Genomic DNA, 18,483 nt, shown 5'->3' on the forward strand with positions numbered 1-18,483 from the left:
TTGGAGATTTCAAATGAAGCGTGTTCTTCTTGCAGGTGTGGCTGTGCTGGCGCTGACCGCCGCAGCCTCCGCCGCCGACCTGACCATGGAGCCCGCTCCGATGGCCCCCGTGGTTGCTCCCGCAGCTTTTGATTGGTCCGGCTTCTACGTCGGTGTCCATGGCGGCGGCGCCTGGGGCGATTTCAGCACCAACATCTGGCAGGACGCTTTCGGCAATGCCAGCAGCGTCCTCGGTGGTGTCCAGGCCGGCTACAACTACCAGATCAATCAGGTCGTCCTCGGCGTCCAGACCGATCTCGCCTACACGAACCTGACCACCGGTCAGGACGTGATCCCGGGCCTGGTCGGCGTCAACGCCAACCTGAACTGGCTGGGTTCGACCACGGTTCGCGCCGGTTACGCGATCGACACCTGGCTGCCCTACGTCAAGGGCGGTTTCGCTTACGGCGAGACCAAGGCCAACATCGACTCGCTGGTCTTCTCGGACTCCAAGTGGGCAACCGGCTGGACCGTTGGTGCCGGTCTTGAAAAGGCCTTCACGAAGAACATCACCGGCTTCGCCGAGTATGATTACTTCGATCTCGGTTCGGCTGCCTACGACATCAGCAATGCCATCGGCACGATCGAGCTGAAGAACACCACCAACGTCGTCAAGGTCGGTCTGAACTACAAGTTCTGATCGTCTGACACGCTAAGTGTTCAAGGATGGCCCAGCGTAAGCTGGGCCATTTTTTTATGCCGCGACTTCTGCGAGAGGGTCAGCTCTGCCCATCGTGGGCTTTTGCAGCTGCAATGTTTTGATCGCCCTGCCGCTCCGCTAGCGTCCGCCTTGCGCGAACTGATCATTTCCCGCTCCAAACGAAAACCGCCCGGCACATCGTGCCGGGCGGTTTTCGTTTACGAGATCGTCGCGTTGGTATCAGGCGATGCGGTCGACCGGAACATTGAGAGCAGCGGCTATCGCCTGCCGCTCGGGAGTCGTCGGCTCGACGCCCGCTTCGATCGCGCGGAGATGGTCAGGCAGGATGCCGGCCAGCCCGGCCAGCTCGACGATGCCGAGCCCGCGCATTTCCCGAAGGGCTTGCACGGATGCCGGTTCGTCATCATGGCCAGTCATAGCCGGATCGATTGGGGTATCGCCGCGCACCGCAGCCGCCAGCTCGTATTTGCCGGGGTCGAATTCGTTGAGCATGTCGATCCTCCTGGGTTGGAACCTGAAGGTCCAATGCGACAGGCCGGAAATGGTTCACGAAATAAGTCGGATATGTTTCCGGGCGACAGATGCTGTGAGCGTCAGGGCGCGCGGGGCAGGGCGACCGGACCGAAGATGCGCTGTGGCGACGGCGCGTCGGCAGGCACTCCCGCCGTGACATAGGGCGTGCGCCAAAGGCTGCTTCGCCGCGCCAGCGATCGTTCCACCGCATAGGCGCCCCAAAGTAACCCATAGATCAGGAAGAGATGACGCCAGTGATCATTGTCGATCACGTTGTGGATCAGCAGATGGCCGATATAGACAGCATAAATGCATTGCAGAAAGGGTGTCCACGGCCGCTTGCGAACGACAAGGGGCGTTGCGATGACCAAGGTCCAGATGACGAGGGCGATGTAGGAGAAGCCGCCGAGCCAACCATAGACGGTAAAGCCCTTCAGCCACATATTGTGCTCATCTTCACCGAGCGCGAGGCCGAATTGGAACGGCCCGACGCCGAGAGGGTGCTCCTGGATCAGGAAGAAGCCGATGATGTGGCGTTCAAACCGGCCTAGGCGCGAGGCGTCGTAGTCCTGAACCAGCCGGGCACGCTGGATGACGAGTTCCTGAACCGCAGGAATCGAGATCGCGACTGCCAGAAGAAAGACCACGCCGAGCAGGGCGGCGGCGAGCGCTGCCGTCATACGCAGCCGCTTCGAGGTGCGCGGCTCGGTCGCGAAGACGAGCAGCGTCATCACCAGCATGGCCAGGACCGCGAGGCCCCAGGCTGCGCGCGAGAAGGAAAGAAAAAGCCCCAGGAAGAGAATCATCGCGCCGAGGATCGCCCAGCCCGAGCGATGGATCGGCTGTGTCAGGATGGCCCTCGCCAGCACGACAAGCGGGAGCACGACGAAGGGGCCGAAGACATTCGGATCCTTGAAGGCGCCCTTCGCACGATCATAGAGCGTGAAGAGGTCCGCATGCGGGATGGCGCCGAAATAGCCGAGAATGCCGACAGTCGCGCAGATCACCGCGGCGAGGACATAGCTCTTTTCGATGATGCGCATCCGTCGCGCGGTATCGTGTTGAACAACGGCGCAGAAGAAGATCGACGAGATCGCGAGGAATATCGTCGTGGCCATATAGGTGATCGGCTTCTGGAATGCCTGAAGTTGCGTAAAGGACAACAGTCCGCCCGCGCAATACAGCGCGAGCAACACGATCAGCGGCAGCATCGGCCTGGTGAAGGTGAGGCCGCAGCAGGCCCAGACGAGCGCCACCAGGCAAAGCAGCAGGTCGGAAGGCGCCGGCTCGACCATCACGAAGCCGGACAGAAAGACGAGCACGGCGATGGCGGCATTGCCGATGAAGCGTGTCGGGATGCCCTGCGGTGCGGGCCGCGCGCTCGTGACCCTGCTGCTCAATAGGCGTTCTCCCCCTGCAGCAGGCTGAGCGGCGTCATCGCGACGATGTAGAGATCGAAGAGCACCGACCAGCGTTCGATATATTCGAGATCGAGTTCAACGCGGCGCTGGATCTTTTCCGGCGAGTCGATCTCGCCGCGCCATCCGTTGATCTGGGCCCAGCCGGTGATGCCGGGCTTGACGCGGTGGCGCGCGAAATAGCCGTCCACGACCTCGTCCCAGAGCTGCTGCGCCGTATGCGCATTCACCGCATGCGGCCGCGGACCGACGATCGAGAGTGTTCCGGAAAGGACGTTGAAGAGCTGGGGCAACTCATCGATCGAGGTGCGGCGGATGAACCGTCCAACGCGCGTCACCCTCGGGTCCCCCCGCGTCACCACCACCTTCGCGCTGGGATCGCTCATATGATGGTACATCGAACGGAACTTCAGAACGGAGATTACCTCGTTGTTGAAGCCGTAGCGCTTCTGGCGAAAGAGGACGGGCCCCGGACTATCGAGCCGCACCGCGAGCGCCGTGAGGAGCATCAGCGGCGATAGCAGGATGAGCGCGAGGGCGGCGACGGTGAGGTCGAAGCTACGCTTCGCCACAGCGCTCCAGCCGCTGATCGGGCGGTCCGCGAGGTCGAGGAACGGGATCGAGCCGATGAAGGAATAGGCGCGCGGCCGAAAGCGCAGGCGTGCGCCGAGCGCTGACAGCCGGATATCGACCGGCAGGACCCAAAGCGCTCGCAGGATCTCAAGCAGGCGGCTTTCGGCGCTTTGCGGCAGCGAGACGATGACGAGATCGATCTCAGCGATGCGGGCGAAAGCGACTAGTTCGGCGACTGTTCCGAGTTTTGGGGGACCGTCGGTGCGTTCGGATGACCGTTCGACGCCTCGATCATCGAACACACCGCAGACGAGGATATCGGGCGATTCGACCGCCAGAGCCGCGATCAACGCCGCCGCCTCGTCGCCGCCACCGACGATGGCGGCGCGGCGGTCGAAGCGGCCCTGTCGCGTCCAACCGGCAACGAGATGCGCAAGGATTGTCCGTTCGGCGAGAAGCAGGGCCAATCCGGAGAGGAAGAAAAGAAGCATCCAGCGCGGCGCGCCGTCGCTGCCGACATCGAGCAGGAACGCCCCAGCCGCCAGCATCAGGATGACGCCGGTCCAGATCGCGAGCATTCGCGAAAGTGCCCCCACGCCATCGCGCATCGCCGGAATGAGATAGGAGCCGTTCGAATGGGCGATGATGACAGTCAGCAGGGGTGCCAGAACGATCGCCATCCAGCCGAGCCATCCTGCCGAATCGAGGCCCAGGCCCACGAGATCGCGCAGCAGGGCACCGATGAACAGGAGTGCAAAGAATTCGAATGCCTGGACGGAATTCGCCAAGATGGCGGGTGCGAGCGAGCGCTTCGACATGGCCTGGGCGACGGCAAGCGCTTCCTGCCCCAGGGCCGGTGGGCGGCCAGGCTGGTCCAAACGACCTTCTGTCTCTGCAGCCATTTTACGCGAACACTGGTGGCCGGATCCCGATCCGCCGACAGTTAGCAGCCTGAGGCTAACAAAAGCTTTTGCCGGGACGCTTTAGCGGCGGGACGCCTGAAGCACGATCGGCGACGCTGGAAATGCCGCGTTTCATCATCGCGCAAGAGCCGTCGCATAGAGAGCCTCAACCGTCGCTGCCATGGTGCCGACCGAGAAGCGGTCATGGATCGAGGCCTGCAATGTCGCTGCGTCCGCCTCGGCCTCTGCGGGATCGTCGAGCAGAGCTTCCATGGCGCTGGCAAGGAGAGGCGGCTCGCCGGGCGGGACGAGCCGGTCAGAGGCTTGCGGCCCGAAGATCTCCGGAATGCCACCGACCCTTGTCGCTACCATGGGCAGCCCGGCGGCAATGGCTTCCAGCACAATATAGGGCATCGATTCGGCGCGCGAAGGCACGACAATCCGCTTCGCCATCGCGAAGGCGCTTCGAGCGGGCATGGCCGGATGAAAGGCGATGTCGGCGAGCCCGAGCGCCGCGGCCTTGGCCTGGTACCGCCCCGTGTCTGGCCCGTCGCCGACCATAAGCGCGGTGGGCGCCGCCCCACGACGATCCCGGATGAGACTCAACGCCTCTATGAAGAGGTCGGGGCCCTTCAAGTCACGCATCATGCCGATATAGAGGAACTCCGCCTTGTCCGAACGTACCGGCAGGGGAGCGAATTCCTCGGGCTCGATCCCGTTCGGTGCAATGCAGAACGGCTTTTCAGGTGGGCCAACCTTCACCGCGAAAGCATCGGCCTCATAATGGCTGACGAAGACGAAGCCGTCCGTCATGCGCTCCATGAGCCGCTCAAGGCCGAAGAAGAGCTTTCCGGCGCTGGTGCGGGCGTCATAGTGCAGGCTGCCGCCATGCGGGCAATAGATGCGGGCCACGCGTTTACCAGAGACCCGCAAGAGCGTTCCGATCGCGCGTCCATACACACCGCCTTTGGCGCCGTGGGTATGGATCACGTCGGGATCCAGTTTACCGACGCGCCGGAAGAGGCGTGTCAGCGTGATGATATCGATTGGCGTGATCTGCCGCTGCATCGGAACGCGCTGCAGACCAAGACTGAGGACCGGGGCAATCTCGCGAAAGAGCTGCTCTTCGCGCGCGCCGCCCGTCGCGGCGTCGCAGACAATGCCGACCTCGTGGCCTGCCGCCGTTTGTGCGCGAACGAGATCACGCACGTGGCGGAAAATCCCGCCGACCGGCGACCGGAAGCAATGAACGATGCGCAGCCGCCCGTCCTGATGCGAGGCAACGCCGTCGGCCATAGCGTCAGAAGAAGCGCTCGCGAACATTGACCGTGTCCCCAGGCATCACTGGCTGGGTCGGCAGAAGCCGCACGGTGGTGACCTTGCCGTTCACCTGGCGTGTCACGTCCACATCGGACTTTTGCGCGCGCGGGGTGAACCCACCGGCGATAGCGACCGCCGTCTGCACGGTCATTCCGGTGACATAGGGGTACTGCCCGGCGCTGGTGACCTCGCCCATGATGAAGAACGGCCGGTAGCGATCAACTTCCACTGAGACGTCGGGGTCGCGCACGAAGCGCCCGGATTTCAGTTTGCCGGCGATTTCACCCTCCAGCTGCTGGGCGGAGCGCCCGCGCGCCGCGACAGCGCCGATCAGCGGCATCGAGATATAGCCGGCCTGGTCGATGAGATAGGTGCTCGAAAGATCTGCCTGGCCGAACACGACAACACGCAGGCGATCGCCGCTGTCGAGACGATAGGGAGCGATCAGCGCCGAATAGGTGGTCGCATCAGGCGGCGGGTAGCTCTTCGCGCAGCCGCCGAGCAGCGTCGCGCCAATGAGGCTGAGGATAAGGAGGACGAGACGCATCGGCGGGCGTTCCCGGCTTGAGGAGCATTTGCCGGACTCTCCCCCGGTCGTGGTTAATTACCGGTAAAATAGCGACGACATGGTTAGCGATTGCTTATCCGGTGGATCATGCGCCGCGCGTCATTAACCCGGCGGTTACTCTATTTTCCCATGATCGCGCGAAAGCCAACGGGAAGAAATCCGCGATGAGCGACGGCCGCTTGGGACCTATCGACGATGTCGAGCTCGACATGCGCGCCCTTATGCGCGCGCTCGGGCGTGCCTTGCCGATCCTGGTGCCGCTCTTCCTTCTGTTCGCAGTCGGGCTCTATGTCGGCCTCTCCTTCGTGACGCCACGATACACGGCCGAGACCAAGGTCCTGATCGAAAAGGGAGAATCATCGATCACCCAGACGGGCGGCGATACCGAGGAGTCGCGCGCGCTGCTTGATGCCGAGGGCGTCGCCAGCCAGGTCCAGCTCATCGATTCGCGTGATCTCGCGATGACGGTCGTCGCAAAACTGCAGCTCGACAAGCTGCCGGAATTCTACGCGACGCCTGTCTCTGACTTCATCAACGGGCTGCTTTCCAAGGTCGGCCTCGGCAAGCCTTCTGGCGATTCGGTGCGTGAAGAGCGCGTCCTGCAGCGGTTTGCCGAGAAGCTGGAGGTCTATTCCGTCGACAAGACCCGCGTGATCAACATTTCCTTCTCATCGTCCGATCCGGTGCTGGCGGCCAAGGTCACGAATACGATCGCCGAGGAATATCTCGCGCTGCAGCGCGAGGCGACGCGTGTCGCCAACGCCGATGCGACGCGCTGGCTCGACTCGCAGATCGGTGCGCTCCGGGCGCGCGTGAATACGGCCGAGGCCAAGGTCGAAACCTTCCGCGCCGAGAGCGGGCTTTTCATGGGCGGGCAGAATAACAACGTGTCGCTGCCGCAGCAGAGGCTCTCCGATCTCAACACCGAGATGGCACGGCTCGAGGCGGCCCGGGCATCGGCGGACGCCAAGGCTGAGCAGGTGCGCAAGGCGCTCGCTGCCGGCAGTGATTTCGACATTCCCGAGGTTCTTGACTCGTCGCTCGTCCAGCGTCTGCGCGAGCAGCAGGTCTCGTTGCGTGCCCAGGTTGCGCAGCTCTCGGCGACACTGCTGCCGGCGCACCCCCGCATTCGTGAACTGAACGCCCAGCTGGCCGATCTCGATAGCCAGGTCCGGCAGGCGGCCCGCCAGGTTCTTTCCAGCCTCGAAGGCGAGGTCGCCACGGCGAAGGCCCGGGAGGTGGAGATCGCCGCAGATATCGACCGCGCCAAAGTTGCGACGGCGCAGTCGAATGGGTCGGAGGTCCAGCTGCGGGCGCTCGAGCGCGAAGCCGTCGCCGAGCGCGAGCTGCTCGAAGGCTATCTGCGGCGGTATCGCGAGGCGACATCGCGTCAGGATGGAGACTATCTCCCTGCCAATGCGCGCGTGATCTCCCGCGCTGCCGTCCCGCTCGAGCCATCCTTCCCCAGGAGGCTGCCGATCACCGCTGCGGCTACCGTCGCCCTGCTGTTGCTTTCGCTGGCTTTCGTGATGGTCCGCGAGTTGATGAGTGGGCGGGCGCTCCGCCGGGTCATCGTCGAGCCGCCAGAACCGGCAGAGCCCGGGCTTCCGGTCGATGGGCGGATGCGCTGGTCCGATGGAGGCGACGTCCGCCGGATGATGCCGGCCGCGCCGTCCTTTGCGCAGCCGCAAGTCCTGCCGCCGGACATGCAGGATTCGTTGCGCGCACTTGTCGACCGGATCGTCGCGACGCGCTCGCATCGGTTGGTCGTCACGATGGCAGAGCCGCCGGCCGCTGGACGGCCGCTGGCTGCCGTTGCCCTGGCGCGCCAGCTCTCGCGGCGCGGCAATCGTGTTCTGCTGGTGGATCTCCACGCCGATGGCGCCGACGGCGCTGCCATGGCGCCGGAAAGCGAACGGCTGACGGGCTTCTCAAATCTCTTGGCCGGCGAAGTATCCTTCGCGCAGGCGATCTTCCGCGATCGTTCGTCGCGTGCCCACATCATTCCGCGCGGCACGGAGCCGCTGCCAGAAGGGCTAGCCGGCGACGCGCGCCTCGCTGAAATCCTCGACGCACTCGACGCCACCTATGACCATATCCTTCTCGACGTCGACCGCGATATGGCTGAGGCGCTCGCGCCAACGGCCTCGACAATCGTCCTGGTTGCCGAGGCCCTCGCCAGCGATCCGCGCACACTGACGGCGCACGAGACCTTTACGGCGGCGACCAAGGCGGAGATCCTGCTGCTCATCGCCGATACGGCGCCGGAGGGCGAAGCGCCCGATCCGAAAACGGAAGCCGCCTAACTGTCGCGATTGTCGTCGGCCGGTGCCTGTGCGTCGGCACGGAGCCGTCGCAGCCGTGTCGCCAGTCGCCAGAGGCGCTGGTCGTTGCGCACGCTTCGTTCGATCGCATCACGTCCCAAGAGGACCAGCGTAGCGGCGCGTCCGGCCATCGTGACTGGCCGCAGCAGGCGCACGTGGCGTTCGGGCTGGTCGAGCCAGGACGCCTTGTACCGCTCTTCGCCCCGGCCAAGATCGAGGCACGCGGTGCCGCGGGCGCAGGCGGCAGCGACCACGTCATGGATGAGAAGTTCGCCCGGACTGATGCGGCGCCATTCGTCATCGGTGACGGCAAGGAAATAGCCGCTCTGCCTGCCGGACGCCGTCCCGCTGCCAAGGATGGCGTGGAAGGCGCCATCGAATTCGATCGCGTCGATATCGATGACGGTGTTGCCGTCGCCGGCCCAGCGCCGCGCGATGAGCGCCCGAAAGAACGGTGCGATTCCGGCTTCCGCGAAGCTGTCGGCGATGCCCTTGCGACGAAACCAGGCCGCCTTTTCGGCGAGGAAGGCGTCGAACATGGCCTCGGCGTCGGCCTGGCTTTCGGCACGGCGCAGGCGGTATCCGCCAACGGACGCGAGCGCGTTCTTCTGCCAGCGATGTTTCTTGCTCTTTTTGGCACCGCGGTGTTCGGCGAGAAGCGCCGCGAAATCCGCCTTGAGCGCAAGCGTCCCAACATTGATTCGGGCCGGCCGCGCCGCAGGATGCGCGGCGAGAAAGAGCGGCGTTCCCGGCTGATCAACGGGCAGGGCATCGAAATCGAACAGATCGACACCGCCGATCGCAGAAGCGACGCGGGCCAGCAATCGGTTCGTCGCCGCCTCCGCTGCTGACAGGCGCCAATCGGTGGCGACCAGCGGCATCCGGATATTGGCGTGCTCACCGCCAAGATGACGGGCGACGCGCAGCGGGCCGATGCGTTCGACGCCGAGCGGCATGAGCATCACCAGCCGGCCCTCGAAGCGCATGGCGACAAGGGCTGGGCGGATGCCGAGGGCCCGCGCCGCCGTGGCGAGCCAGCAGTTGATCCAATCAAACGACTGGTAGACGGTGGTGCCGGCATCTTCGAACAGCGCGCGCCAGTCAGCCTCGATCTCGCTTGCCTCGGCGTGGACGCTGATCGACAGGTGGTTGAATTCCAAGGCGGGACGGGTGCCGTCGGTATTCGGTGCCGCCCTTTCGCGCGTCGCGCCGTTCATTTACCAAGCTCCGCGAAAACGGTCACTGCCGCGGTTCATGCTGGTCAACCGGCTGTTAACATATTCGTGAAGAGTCTCCATCTGGATGGAAATCGTGTGGATCGCCGAGCGAGCATGACCGGACTGAGCAAGCTCGGGATCAAGACTGCCCTCAATGCGCTTTACTGGAGCCGTGCGCATGAGATCGCCGCCCCGCTGACCGGCGGGCTGGGCGCAATTCTGATGTTTCATCACGTTCGCAGCGCCAGACATGGCCGCTTCCATCCCAATCGGCATCTCGACGTCACTCCCGACTTCCTCGGCGCCGTCATTCGCCATTTGCAGCAACGCGACATCGACATCGTCGATCTCGATGAAGCCATGCGCAGGCTTGCAGGTTCCACTCCCGGACGGCGCTTCGTCGTCCTGACTTTCGATGACGGATACCGCAACAATCTTACCGAGGCCTATCCGGTGCTTAAGGCGGCGGCCGTTCCGTTCACCGTCTATGTCGCGACGGGGCTGATCGACCGAACCGCAATCCCGTGGTGGGACATCGTCGGTGAGATCGTCGCCCACAATCCGCGAATCTGCGGCCGCGTTGGCGACAGCGAGCTTGATCTGCCCGCCGGATCGGTTCGCGAAAAGGAAGCGGCGCTCGAAGCTGTCATCCGTCAGCTCACGACATGCGACGAGGATGAACAGCGGCGTGCCGTCGCGCGGATGGCCGCGATTCATGGCGTAAATGCCAGGACGCTCGCCAACAGCCTGATGCTCGATTGGGAAGAAGTGCGGGCAATCGCCCGATGTCCGCTGGCGACCATCGGCGCGCATACAGTCGGCCACTATGCGCTGTCACGCATCGATGCGGGGCGTGCTCGCCTGGAGATGGAGGAGAGCCGGATCCGTCTTTTCGAGGCCGCGGGTGTCACAGCGCGCCACTTCGCCTATCCCTATGGCTCGGCCTCTGCCGCTGGGCCGCGCGAATATGCACTTGCCGAGGAGCTTGGCTTCGAAACCGGGGTGACGACGCAGCGCGGCGTCCTTCAAGGCGGCGAGGCGCCGTTCGCCCTGCCACGGATTTCCGTCAATGGCGGCTTCCAGGCGATCCGCTATATCGACCTGCTGCTGTCCGGCGTGCCGTTCGCCCTCGAACGCGGCGTGAAACGCCTCCGCGGCATCACGTCCGTGGCGGTCGTGGCTTCTGCATCCACGCGATGATCAATCCGGCCGGCAGGACCCACAGCAAACCTGCCGTGGCATAGGCAAGCCACATCAGCGCACCCGGGACATTCTGGATCGGGATGGTCACCACGACCAGGGCGTAGATGATGACGAAGGCAACCAGCACCACCATGCCGATGAACTTGCGAAGGCGCTCAGGCATTTCGGCTCCAGGGTCGGGGTTCGGTGGCTGGGTATAGTCGGTGGGGGCATCGTCTATCCCCATAGAGCCCATGGCGACAAGTCTTGTCCACGCTCTGCGCCGGTTGCCGTCCGCGCTGCCTGCGACGAGAAGCCGATTGTCGCGGCGTCCCCGCGGCGCTAAGTGGCTGCTGCCGGGGGAAAGGCGAGGGTTCGAGATGACGGACAGCGTAGAGGTTGCCGGATCGATCGCTCCTGCGAAGCTGCGGGACCGGCGGCGCGACAGGGCGCTCATCCGCGCCTGGCTGGGTGCGGTGATCATCATGATCATCGCGATGATCGTGGTCGGCGGCGCGACGCGCCTCACCAATTCCGGCCTCTCGATCACCGAATGGAAGCCGATCCACGGGGTGATTCCGCCGCTCAACCTGGCCGAATGGCAGGAAGAGTTCGCGAAATACCAGCAGATCCCGCAATATCAGCAGCTCAACAAGGGCATGAGCCTCGACGCCTTCAAGTCGATCTTCTGGTGGGAGTGGGGACACCGCCTGCTCGGCCGACTGATCGGCGTCGTGTTCTTTCTGCCGCTGCTCTTCTTCTGGTTCACTGGACGCATCGAGCGCAAGCTGGTGCCGCCGCTCCTGGGGCTGTTCGTGTTGGGCGGACTGCAAGGCGGCATTGGCTGGTGGATGGTCGCGAGCGGCCTCGTCAACCGGGTTGATGTCAGCCAGTACCGTTTGGCGACCCATCTCCTCATCGCCTGCCTGATCCTGGCCGCAGCGGTCTGGATCCGGCGCGGACTCGCACCGCCGGATGGCGATGCGGCCGTCGAGACCGCACCGTTGAAGGGCATGGCAACGTTCCTGGTCCTGCTTGTCTTCATGCAGATCTTCCTTGGCGGTCTGGTCGCAGGCCTTGATGCCGGCTTCACCTACAACACCTGGCCGCTGATCGACGGCGCCATCATCCCGAGCCGTGTCTATCAGTATGACCCGATGTGGCGGAGTGTGTTTGAGGACGTGATGACGGTGCAGTTCGACCACCGCATGGTGGCGTATCTGCTTCTCGTCGGCGCGCTGGTGCATGCCTTCCAGAGTTTCCGCCTGGCGCGCGGCAGCCGTGCGGCGCGGCGGGCTCGGCATCTTGCAGTGCTGGTCCTGGCCCAGGCAGGGCTCGGCATCGCGACACTGCTGATGGTCGTGCCGATCGACGTGGCGCTGACGCATCAGTTCGGTGCGGCCGTGGTGCTCATCGCTGCCGTCTCGCACCGCCGGGCCCTGTCGCCGCCGATCCCGATCGACGATTGAGGCTGCAGGCGCGCGCTTGCCAATGTCAGGTGCATCGGCGATAGGCTCTTGCATGCGCGTGCTCCTCGTGAAGCTCTCCTCGCTCGGCGATGTCGTCCATAGTTTTCCGGCGCTGACCGACGCCGCCTCGGCGATGCCGGGACTCGAGATCGACTGGGTGGTGGATGAAGCCTTCGCGCCGCTGGCGCGGCTTCACCCCGCCGTCAACCGGGTCATTCAGCTGCCAATCCGGAGGATGAAGAAGACGCCACGCGCCGCCTTCGGCGATCTTCGTCTTGCCATGCACCAGCTGCGTGCCACGCGCTATGATCTCATCATCGACGCGCAGGGACTTTGGAAAAGCGCGATCGTCGGGCGGCTCGCCCGCGGCGGCCGACGCCATGGCTTCAGCCGCGATACCGCCCGCGAGGGGACGGCAGCGCTCACTTATGATGTTGGCCATGCTCTTCCCGAAGTCGAGCATATGGCGACGCGCATCCGTCGCCTGTTTGCGGCCGTGCTTGGCTATCCGATGCCGCAGACGCCTGTGGACCCGGGGCTCGACCGGGGCGGGGTGGCGGCCCGCTCGGCGAGCCGGCCCTATATCGTGCTGATCCACGGGACGACCTGGCCGACCAAGACTTGGACAGTCGAGGGATGGCGCTCGCTGGCCATCCAGGCGGGCGAGGCGGGGCTCGACGTGCTCCTTTTCGCCCATGGTGACAAGGAGCGGGCGCGGGTCGATGCGATCGCGGATGGCATTCCTGCCGCTCGCCGCCTGCCACCTGGACGTCTAGAGGCGGTCATTCCCGTCATTGCCGGTGCGGAAGGGGTGGTGACGGTCGATACGGGCCTCGGTCATCTCGCTGCGGCCTTCGACCTGCCGACCGTCGGCCTCTACGGCCCGACCAATCCCGGCCTGACCGGCCTTGTGGGTGCGCGGGCTCACGAATTCATCGGCCGGCTGCCCTGCGTTCCCTGTGAGAAGTCAAGCTGTGCGATCCGGCCGGATTTCGGCGAGGGGCCGCCTTGTCTTGCCGATCATGCGCCGGAGGCCGTATGGCGGGCGCTTCAGAAATTGAATCCGAATCTAGTCGGAAGACTTTGATCCGAAAGCTCTATCGGCTTCGATAATCGCCCCCGAGATATGGTAGAGCGTACTCGCCGGCATGTGGTCGACCATCGGCTCGCCGGAGGCATCGAAGCGATCGATCCAGCCGCCTTCGAGCACATCCGGCGCGAAGGTCTGCATGAGCGTTCCGAGCACTCGATCCGCCGATCGCTCAGCGTCGGCCGCGCCGCCGAGCGCCGCCGCGGCGAAGGCCTTGACGGCCTCGGCATGCGGCCAGGAGCGGGTCGAGGCGGCGAGGATCGTGCCGCGCTCGTTGACCGCGTCGACGATCCGCCCGGTCGCCGGATCAAGCCCGGTGCGGGTTGCGAAAGCAATGAGCCGGTCGCGCATGCCGCTGTCGACTGTGCCGCCGAGCCGCTCATATTCGCCGAGCAGCCAGGCCCATTCGAAAAGATGGCCCGGCTCGACACGGTTGTCGCCGGACGCTTCCAGCGGCTGCCAGTCATGGCCGAAATCCTCGATCAGCGCGCCGCCATCCGCTGCGATGAAACGGTCGGTGGCAAGGGCGATCAGATGTTCCGCGCGCGCCATGTAGCGCTCGGCTCCGGTGGCCTCATGCAGCGCGAGCAGCGCCTCAAGCAGATGCATGTGCGGATTCTGGCGACGGATATCGTCGGCGGCTGGCACGGCATCGCGGAAGCCGCCATGTGGGGCGGCGAAGATCCGGTCCATGTCGGCAAGCGTCTCGTCGGCGAGCGCGATCAGATGCGGCGAACCTGCGGCGCGATAGCCCCAGGCGATCGCGTAGAGAATGAATGCGTGCGCGTAGAGATCTCGCACCGTGGAGGCCGGGCTGCCATCGGGATTGAGCGAAAAGATCCAGCCGGGCGCACCGTCACGCTGGTGATAGAGGCGGATGACGGTCTCGAGCGCATCCGCCTCCGCCCCCGCTCGATGCCAGCCGAGGAGGCTGGCGCGGGCAAAGCTGGCGATCTGCCGCGCCTGCACCATCACACGGCGCGGACAGGCGGCGAGGGGGCGGCGCTCGAGGTCCAGCCGCTCGTGGAAAAGACCCAGACGGCCGTCGAAACCAGTCGTCGACCAGAGCGGTAGAGCACGCTCGATCGCCCAGCGCCGGGCCGACACCAAAGTCTTCATGTGCGTGCCGCGGCGACCAGCGCGCTGGTCGAGCGGCCCGCCAGAATATCGGCCAGTACCAGCCTGCCGCCGCGCGCGACTACGAAATCCGCACCGACGACTTCGGATGGCTTGTAGTCCGCGCCTTTGACCAGGATATCCGGTTGCACCGCCTCGATCAGTTGAAGGGGCGTATCCTCGGGGAAAAGCACGACCAGATCGACATCGCGCAGCGCGCCGATCACCCGCGCACGCGCGTTCTCGTCCTGCAGCGGACGGCTCTCGCCCTTGAGGCGCTTTACGGAGGCATCGGAATTGAGGCCGACGATCAGCCGGTCGCCCTCGCGCGCCGCGGCCTCGATGAGGCCGATATGGCCGGGATGCACGAGATCGAACACCCCATTGGTGAACACGACGGTCTCGCCGCGCGCGCGCCAGCCGGCGGCGATGGCGGCTGCGGCCTCGCGGTCCACCAGTGCCCCGGGATGCACGGCGTCGGCCGCCGCGCGATGCAGCGCGGCGTCGAGCTCGACGCGGGTGACGACTGCCGTGCCGAGCTTCGAGACTGCGATGGCTGCGGCGGCGTTGGCGATTTCCATCGCCATGTCGACGGAGCGCCCCTCGGCAAGCGAAACCGCGAGAGCCGCCAATGCCGTATCGCCGGCGCCCGAGACGTCGAAGACCTCGCGAGCATGTGCTGGCACATGCTTGATCGTGCCGTCACGGCGCCAGAGCGTCATGCCCTTCTCGGCGCGGGTGACGAGAACGTCGCCGCCGAACTGGTTGGCGGCAGCCTCGGCGGCTGCAGCAGCATCGGCGTCCGTATCGTCGGGCAGGCCCGTCGCCTCGAACAGCTCCTTGCGGTTGGGCGTGACCAGCGCCGCTCCGCGATAGACTTCGAATGTGCGGCGCTTGGGATCGACGATTACCGGCACGTCATGCGCATTCGCCTCGGCGATCAGTGCTGCGATCACGGCGTCCGAGAGAACGCCCTTGGCATAATCGGACAGCACCGCGACCGCCGCGCCGCGAATGGCGGCCTTGCCGCGCGCGATCAATTCCTCGATGACATGGGCGCCCGGCGCCGCGCTGACTTCCGCATCGATACGCACGATCTGCTGCCGCCCGCTCATGACGCGCGTCTTCGTGACCGTGGGTCGATCGGCGTCGATGACGAGGCCCGAGAGATCGATCGCGCTGTGGTCGCCGAGAACGCCGCGCAGCGATTCGGCTGCGGCGTCATCGCCGACCAGCCCGACCAGCGCAACGCTCACGCCAAGCGCCGCGGCATTCGCCGCGACATTGGCCGCGCCGCCGGCCACGACCCGCTCGGCAGCGTGCAGCAGCACGGGGACCGGCGCCTCGGGCGAGATGCGATTGACGGAGCCCGTGATGTAGCGATCGACCATCACGTCGCCGATGACGGCGATCCGGGCCGGCTTGTTCGTCTCGCTCATCGATCCCCCTTTGATGCCGGATCCTCTGCCGCCGCAGCGAGCACGCCGGTCATGAAGACGTCAAGGTCACCGCCGGCGAAGAGATGGCCAGGAATGCCCGCCGCCTCAGCCGCTGCTACGTCGCTCGGCTTATCGCCCACAAGGAAGGAGCCTGAGCGTGCGATGCCGAGATCCGCAAAGGCGCGAAGGACCATGCCGGGACGCGGCTTGCGGTCGGGATGATCGCCCCGGTAGGCCGCAATGACCCCGTCCGGGTGATGCGGCGCCGTATAGATCGCGTCGATATGCGCGCCGGCAGCCGCAAGCCGTTCGCGCAGGTGATCATGGAACCGCTCGACATCGGCCTCGGTGAAATAGCCGCGTGCGACGCCGGACTGGTTGGTGACCACGACCACGAGATAGCCAGCCTCGTTGAGCCGCCGGATGGCCGCCGCTGCGCCCTCGATAAAGTCAAGCGAGGCGGGATCGACGACATAGCCGTGATCGACATTGATCACGCCGTCGCGATCGAGAAAGGCGGCTTTTCGTCCGGTCATCGGGCTTCGGCGGATCTTAGCACGGCGACATAGCGCGTGATGCCGTCCTCCAGCGTCGTGAACTGGCCCTGGTAGCCGGCAGCGCGTAGCCGACCCATGTCCGCCTCGGTGAAGTACTGGTACGCCTTCTGGATACGCTCGGGCATGTCGACATAGCTGATGCGTGGCTCCTGCCCGAGCGCCGCGAAGACGGCGCGGGCGAGATCGGCAAAGGAGCGCGCCTTGCCGGTGCCGACATTGAAGATGCCGTTCACCGATGGTTCGGCGATCAGCCAGCGCATGACGGCGACGCAGTCATCGACATGGATGAAGTCGCGGAGCTGGCCGCCGTCCTCATAGTTCGGATCATGCGAGCGAAAGAGGGTCACGGTCTCGCCGGCGGCTGCGAGCGGGTAGATCTTGTGGATCACCGAGCGCATGTCGTCCTTGTGTGCCTCGTTGGGCCCATAGACGTTGAAGAAGCGCAGGCCGGCCCATTGCGGCGGTGTTGGCCGTCCTCCTACGACATCTGAGACGAAGCGGCGATCGACGGCGAGCTTCGACCAGCCATAGGCGTTGAGCGGCCGTAGCGTGGCAAGATGGGCGGCGGAATTGTCGTCGACGAAGCCGGAAGAACCGTCACCATAGGTTGCGGCGGACGAGGCGTAGATCAGGCGAACGGCATGGCGCGCCGCTGCCGACCAGAGATCGAGTGTCGTGCGGATGTTGCGGGCGACGATAAGGTCGACATCGGGCTCGGTCGTCGCCGAGATGGCGCCCATATGGACGATCGCTTCGACGCGGCCGTGATGGGCCTCCAGCCAGTCGAGCGTGGCATCGGGCGTCAGAACATCGTCGAGCAGAACGTCGGCGAGGTTCTTCCACTTGCCACCGGTGCCGAACCAGTCGGCGACGACGATGCGCCAGCCGTCAGCGGCCAGTGCGCGCGCGATGTTGGAGCCGATGAACCCCGCCCCGCCTGTCACGAGGATCGTGTCGCGGCCGTGTCTTGCTGCAATCGCCATTTTTCCGTCCCCGGCGCCGGGGTCACTCGACAGCCGGCCGCCGCGTGGATAGCGCAACAGGGCCCGGCATGGAAAGGGCAGCGGCCGCGACGCGCCGCACGGCGGCAAAGACCGCGGCAGGTTCGATGCCTTCGAGGCAGGCGAGCGTGCCTAGCGGGCAGGTGCGTTCGAAGCACGGTCGGCAGGACAGTTCGAGCGAAAGCGCTTCGGAATTCGGCGCGGTGGGTGGCGTCAGCTTCTCGGAGCTCGACCCGTAGAGCACGACGAGCGGCCTATCGAGCGCGCCAGCGACATGCATGAGGCCGGTATCGTTTGAAACGACGACGTCGGCGATCGATAGCAGCGATGCCGCCTCGACAAGGCTGGTGCGGCCGGCGAGGTCGTCGAGCGGGACGCCGGATTTCGCAGCAATTTCGGCGGTGATCGGCTGATCCTTGGGGCCGCCGAATAGGCGGACGCGATAGCCGTCCTGATGCGCGATGCGGGCAAGGCCCGCGAACTTCTCGGCCGGCCAACGCTTGGAAGGGCCGTATTCGGCACCCGGACAGAAGGCGATTGAAGGCACGGAAAGGTCGATGCCAAGACGGGTTTCGAGCTCGCGCGCCGGCCGGCGCGGCATCCGGAGCACAGGTCTCGGCGAAACAGATGGCAGCCCCCGCGGTCCCGCGAGGGCGACGAACCGATCGATGGTCCGCGCCGTCTTGCGCTCGCGATCCGGCCGCGCGTCGGTGAGAAGCAGTGAGCGGCCCTCGGCGGCGTAGCCAATCCGCTCCGGAATGCCGGCTGCGAAGGGCGCGATGGCGGCCTTGAAGGCTCGTGGCAGAATGATCGCTGTGCCATAGCCGCGGTCCCTCAGCCCCCGGCCAATTTTCCAGCGATCGGCAAGGCCGAGCTCGCCGTGACCGAGCGCCAAAGGCAGCGTCCGCTCTACGCCATCAATAAGCGTCGCGATGGGGAGCGAGGAGGGGGGCGCCAGCATGTCGACTGCCCGGCCCGGCCAGCGTCGGCGGACAGCCTCGACAAGACTTGCAGCCATGACCATGTCGCCGACCCAAGCGGGGCCGACAATCAGGATGGGCGAGGTTTCGTCACGATCTGGCATATCCGGCTCG

Annotated in this window: 17 protein-coding genes; 5 read left to right on the forward strand and 12 right to left on the reverse strand. The window is 65.3% G+C overall.

The annotated features are described in order from the left end of the window. The first annotated feature begins 13 nt into the window (after positions 1-13). Positions 14-679 carry an outer membrane protein gene (locus BUB39_RS20000; protein ID WP_073057274.1) on the forward strand — a complete coding sequence of 222 codons (666 nt, stop codon included), beginning with the start codon at positions 14-16 and terminating at the stop codon, positions 677-679. A gap of 240 nt (positions 680-919) precedes the next feature. Here the strand turns inward: BUB39_RS20000 and BUB39_RS20005 are convergent, their stop codons facing one another. The 5 genes from BUB39_RS20005 to BUB39_RS20025 form a co-directional block, all read right to left on the reverse strand. Further along, entirely contained in the window at positions 920-1,192 is a 273-nt protein-coding gene (locus BUB39_RS20005) for a helix-turn-helix domain-containing protein (RefSeq protein ID WP_073057277.1), read from the reverse strand. A gap of 101 nt (positions 1,193-1,293) precedes the next feature. Continuing rightward, a complete protein-coding gene (locus BUB39_RS20010) occupies positions 1,294-2,613 on the reverse strand; it encodes an O-antigen ligase family protein (RefSeq protein WP_073057280.1) in 1,320 nt (439 codons plus the stop codon). Next, the gene (locus BUB39_RS20015) at positions 2,610-4,106 is read right to left on the reverse strand and encodes an undecaprenyl-phosphate glucose phosphotransferase (protein ID WP_073057283.1); all 1,497 of its coding nucleotides are present in this window, start codon (positions 4,104-4,106) and stop codon (positions 2,610-2,612) included. The genes BUB39_RS20010 and BUB39_RS20015 overlap by 4 nt, the downstream gene beginning before the upstream one ends. A 135-nt stretch (positions 4,107-4,241) precedes the next feature. After that, positions 4,242-5,429: a glycosyltransferase family 4 protein gene (locus tag BUB39_RS20020; RefSeq protein WP_342169478.1), complete on the reverse strand. Its 1,188-nt coding sequence runs from the start codon at positions 5,427-5,429 to the stop codon at positions 4,242-4,244. Next, a complete protein-coding gene (locus BUB39_RS20025; protein ID WP_073057290.1) occupies positions 5,407-5,973 on the reverse strand; it encodes a polysaccharide biosynthesis/export family protein in 567 nt (188 codons plus the stop codon). Before BUB39_RS20025 ends, BUB39_RS20020 begins: the two co-directional genes overlap by 23 nt. Positions 5,974-6,158: 185 nt before the next feature. On the opposite strand from BUB39_RS20025, the gene BUB39_RS20030 reads away from it, so the two are divergent. After that, positions 6,159-8,300 carry a GumC family protein gene (locus BUB39_RS20030; protein ID WP_073057293.1) on the forward strand — a complete coding sequence of 714 codons (2,142 nt, stop codon included), beginning with the start codon at positions 6,159-6,161 and terminating at the stop codon, positions 8,298-8,300. Here BUB39_RS20030 and BUB39_RS20035 read toward each other — a convergent pair. After that, a complete protein-coding gene (locus BUB39_RS20035; protein WP_073057296.1) occupies positions 8,297-9,535 on the reverse strand; it encodes a GNAT family N-acetyltransferase in 1,239 nt (412 codons plus the stop codon). The two genes, BUB39_RS20030 and BUB39_RS20035, sit on opposite strands and share 4 nt — an antisense overlap. Positions 9,536-9,649: 114 nt before the next feature. Here BUB39_RS20035 and BUB39_RS20040 point away from each other — a divergent pair, with 114 nt between their 5' ends. Continuing rightward, complete coding sequence (locus BUB39_RS20040) at positions 9,650-10,735, forward strand: polysaccharide deacetylase family protein (protein ID WP_073057299.1); 1,086 nt, start codon at positions 9,650-9,652, stop codon at positions 10,733-10,735. On the opposite strand, the gene BUB39_RS20045 is transcribed toward BUB39_RS20040, so the two are convergent. Beyond that, entirely contained in the window at positions 10,695-10,901 is a 207-nt protein-coding gene (locus BUB39_RS20045; RefSeq protein ID WP_073057303.1) for a DUF2842 domain-containing protein, read from the reverse strand. The genes BUB39_RS20040 and BUB39_RS20045 overlap by 41 nt on opposite strands. Before the next feature lie 196 nt (positions 10,902-11,097). Between BUB39_RS20045 and BUB39_RS20050 the strand changes: the two genes are divergently transcribed. Together BUB39_RS20050 and waaC are read left to right on the forward strand one after the other, a co-directional pair. Continuing rightward, the gene (locus BUB39_RS20050; protein ID WP_073057307.1) at positions 11,098-12,186 is read left to right on the forward strand and encodes a COX15/CtaA family protein; all 1,089 of its coding nucleotides are present in this window, start codon (positions 11,098-11,100) and stop codon (positions 12,184-12,186) included. 52 nt (positions 12,187-12,238) lie between these two features. Beyond that, positions 12,239-13,273: a lipopolysaccharide heptosyltransferase I gene (gene waaC, locus BUB39_RS20055; protein ID WP_073057310.1), complete on the forward strand. Its 1,035-nt coding sequence runs from the start codon at positions 12,239-12,241 to the stop codon at positions 13,271-13,273. On the opposite strand, the gene BUB39_RS20060 is transcribed toward waaC, so the two are convergent. From BUB39_RS20060 to waaF, 5 genes are read right to left on the reverse strand one after another with little or no spacing between them, the layout of a single operon-like run. After that, entirely contained in the window at positions 13,256-14,395 is a 1,140-nt protein-coding gene (locus BUB39_RS20060; protein WP_073057314.1) for an AGE family epimerase/isomerase, read from the reverse strand. The two genes, waaC and BUB39_RS20060, sit on opposite strands and share 18 nt — an antisense overlap. Continuing rightward, a complete protein-coding gene (gene rfaE1 / locus BUB39_RS20065) occupies positions 14,392-15,831 on the reverse strand; it encodes a D-glycero-beta-D-manno-heptose-7-phosphate kinase (RefSeq protein WP_073057317.1) in 1,440 nt (479 codons plus the stop codon). The genes BUB39_RS20060 and rfaE1 overlap by 4 nt, the downstream gene beginning before the upstream one ends. Then, entirely contained in the window at positions 15,828-16,367 is a 540-nt protein-coding gene (locus BUB39_RS20070) for a D-glycero-alpha-D-manno-heptose-1,7-bisphosphate 7-phosphatase (RefSeq protein WP_073057320.1), read from the reverse strand. The genes rfaE1 and BUB39_RS20070 overlap by 4 nt, the downstream gene beginning before the upstream one ends. Continuing rightward, positions 16,364-17,371 (reverse strand): ADP-glyceromanno-heptose 6-epimerase, encoded by a 1,008-nt coding sequence (rfaD, locus tag BUB39_RS20075; protein WP_073057323.1) that lies wholly within the window; start codon positions 17,369-17,371, stop codon positions 16,364-16,366. Before rfaD ends, BUB39_RS20070 begins: the two co-directional genes overlap by 4 nt. Before the next feature lie 22 nt (positions 17,372-17,393). Then, positions 17,394-18,473 carry a lipopolysaccharide heptosyltransferase II gene (waaF, locus tag BUB39_RS20080; protein WP_073057326.1) on the reverse strand — a complete coding sequence of 360 codons (1,080 nt, stop codon included), beginning with the start codon at positions 18,471-18,473 and terminating at the stop codon, positions 17,394-17,396. Positions 18,474-18,483 lie beyond the last annotated feature (10 nt).

This window comes from Kaistia soli DSM 19436 (assembly GCF_900129325.1).
Taxonomy (GTDB): Bacteria; Pseudomonadota; Alphaproteobacteria; order Rhizobiales; family Kaistiaceae; genus Kaistia; species Kaistia soli.

Coding starts and splice junctions, on each gene's coding strand:
- BUB39_RS20045 (WP_073057303.1), bottom strand. CDS start 10,901: ATGCCTGAGCGCCTTCGCAAGTTCATCGGCATGGTGGTGCTGGTTGCC.
- BUB39_RS20050 (WP_073057307.1), top strand. CDS start 11,098: ATGACGGACAGCGTAGAGGTTGCCGGATCGATCGCTCCTGCGAAGCTG.
- BUB39_RS20020 (WP_342169478.1), bottom strand. CDS start 5,429: ATGTTCGCGAGCGCTTCTTCTGACGCTATGGCCGACGGCGTTGCCTCG.
- waaC (WP_073057310.1), top strand. CDS start 12,239: ATGCGCGTGCTCCTCGTGAAGCTCTCCTCGCTCGGCGATGTCGTCCAT.
- BUB39_RS20000 (WP_073057274.1), top strand. CDS start 14: ATGAAGCGTGTTCTTCTTGCAGGTGTGGCTGTGCTGGCGCTGACCGCC.
- BUB39_RS20040 (WP_073057299.1), top strand. CDS start 9,650: ATGACCGGACTGAGCAAGCTCGGGATCAAGACTGCCCTCAATGCGCTT.
- BUB39_RS20070 (WP_073057320.1), bottom strand. CDS start 16,367: ATGACCGGACGAAAAGCCGCCTTTCTCGATCGCGACGGCGTGATCAAT.
- rfaE1 (WP_073057317.1), bottom strand. CDS start 15,831: ATGAGCGAGACGAACAAGCCGGCCCGGATCGCCGTCATCGGCGACGTG.
- BUB39_RS20015 (WP_073057283.1), bottom strand. CDS start 4,106: ATGGCTGCAGAGACAGAAGGTCGTTTGGACCAGCCTGGCCGCCCACCG.
- BUB39_RS20035 (WP_073057296.1), bottom strand. CDS start 9,535: ATGAACGGCGCGACGCGCGAAAGGGCGGCACCGAATACCGACGGCACC.
- rfaD (WP_073057323.1), bottom strand. CDS start 17,371: ATGGCGATTGCAGCAAGACACGGCCGCGACACGATCCTCGTGACAGGC.
- BUB39_RS20030 (WP_073057293.1), top strand. CDS start 6,159: ATGAGCGACGGCCGCTTGGGACCTATCGACGATGTCGAGCTCGACATG.
- waaF (WP_073057326.1), bottom strand. CDS start 18,473: ATGCCAGATCGTGACGAAACCTCGCCCATCCTGATTGTCGGCCCCGCT.
- BUB39_RS20060 (WP_073057314.1), bottom strand. CDS start 14,395: ATGAAGACTTTGGTGTCGGCCCGGCGCTGGGCGATCGAGCGTGCTCTA.
- BUB39_RS20005 (WP_073057277.1), bottom strand. CDS start 1,192: ATGCTCAACGAATTCGACCCCGGCAAATACGAGCTGGCGGCTGCGGTG.
- BUB39_RS20025 (WP_073057290.1), bottom strand. CDS start 5,973: ATGCGTCTCGTCCTCCTTATCCTCAGCCTCATTGGCGCGACGCTGCTC.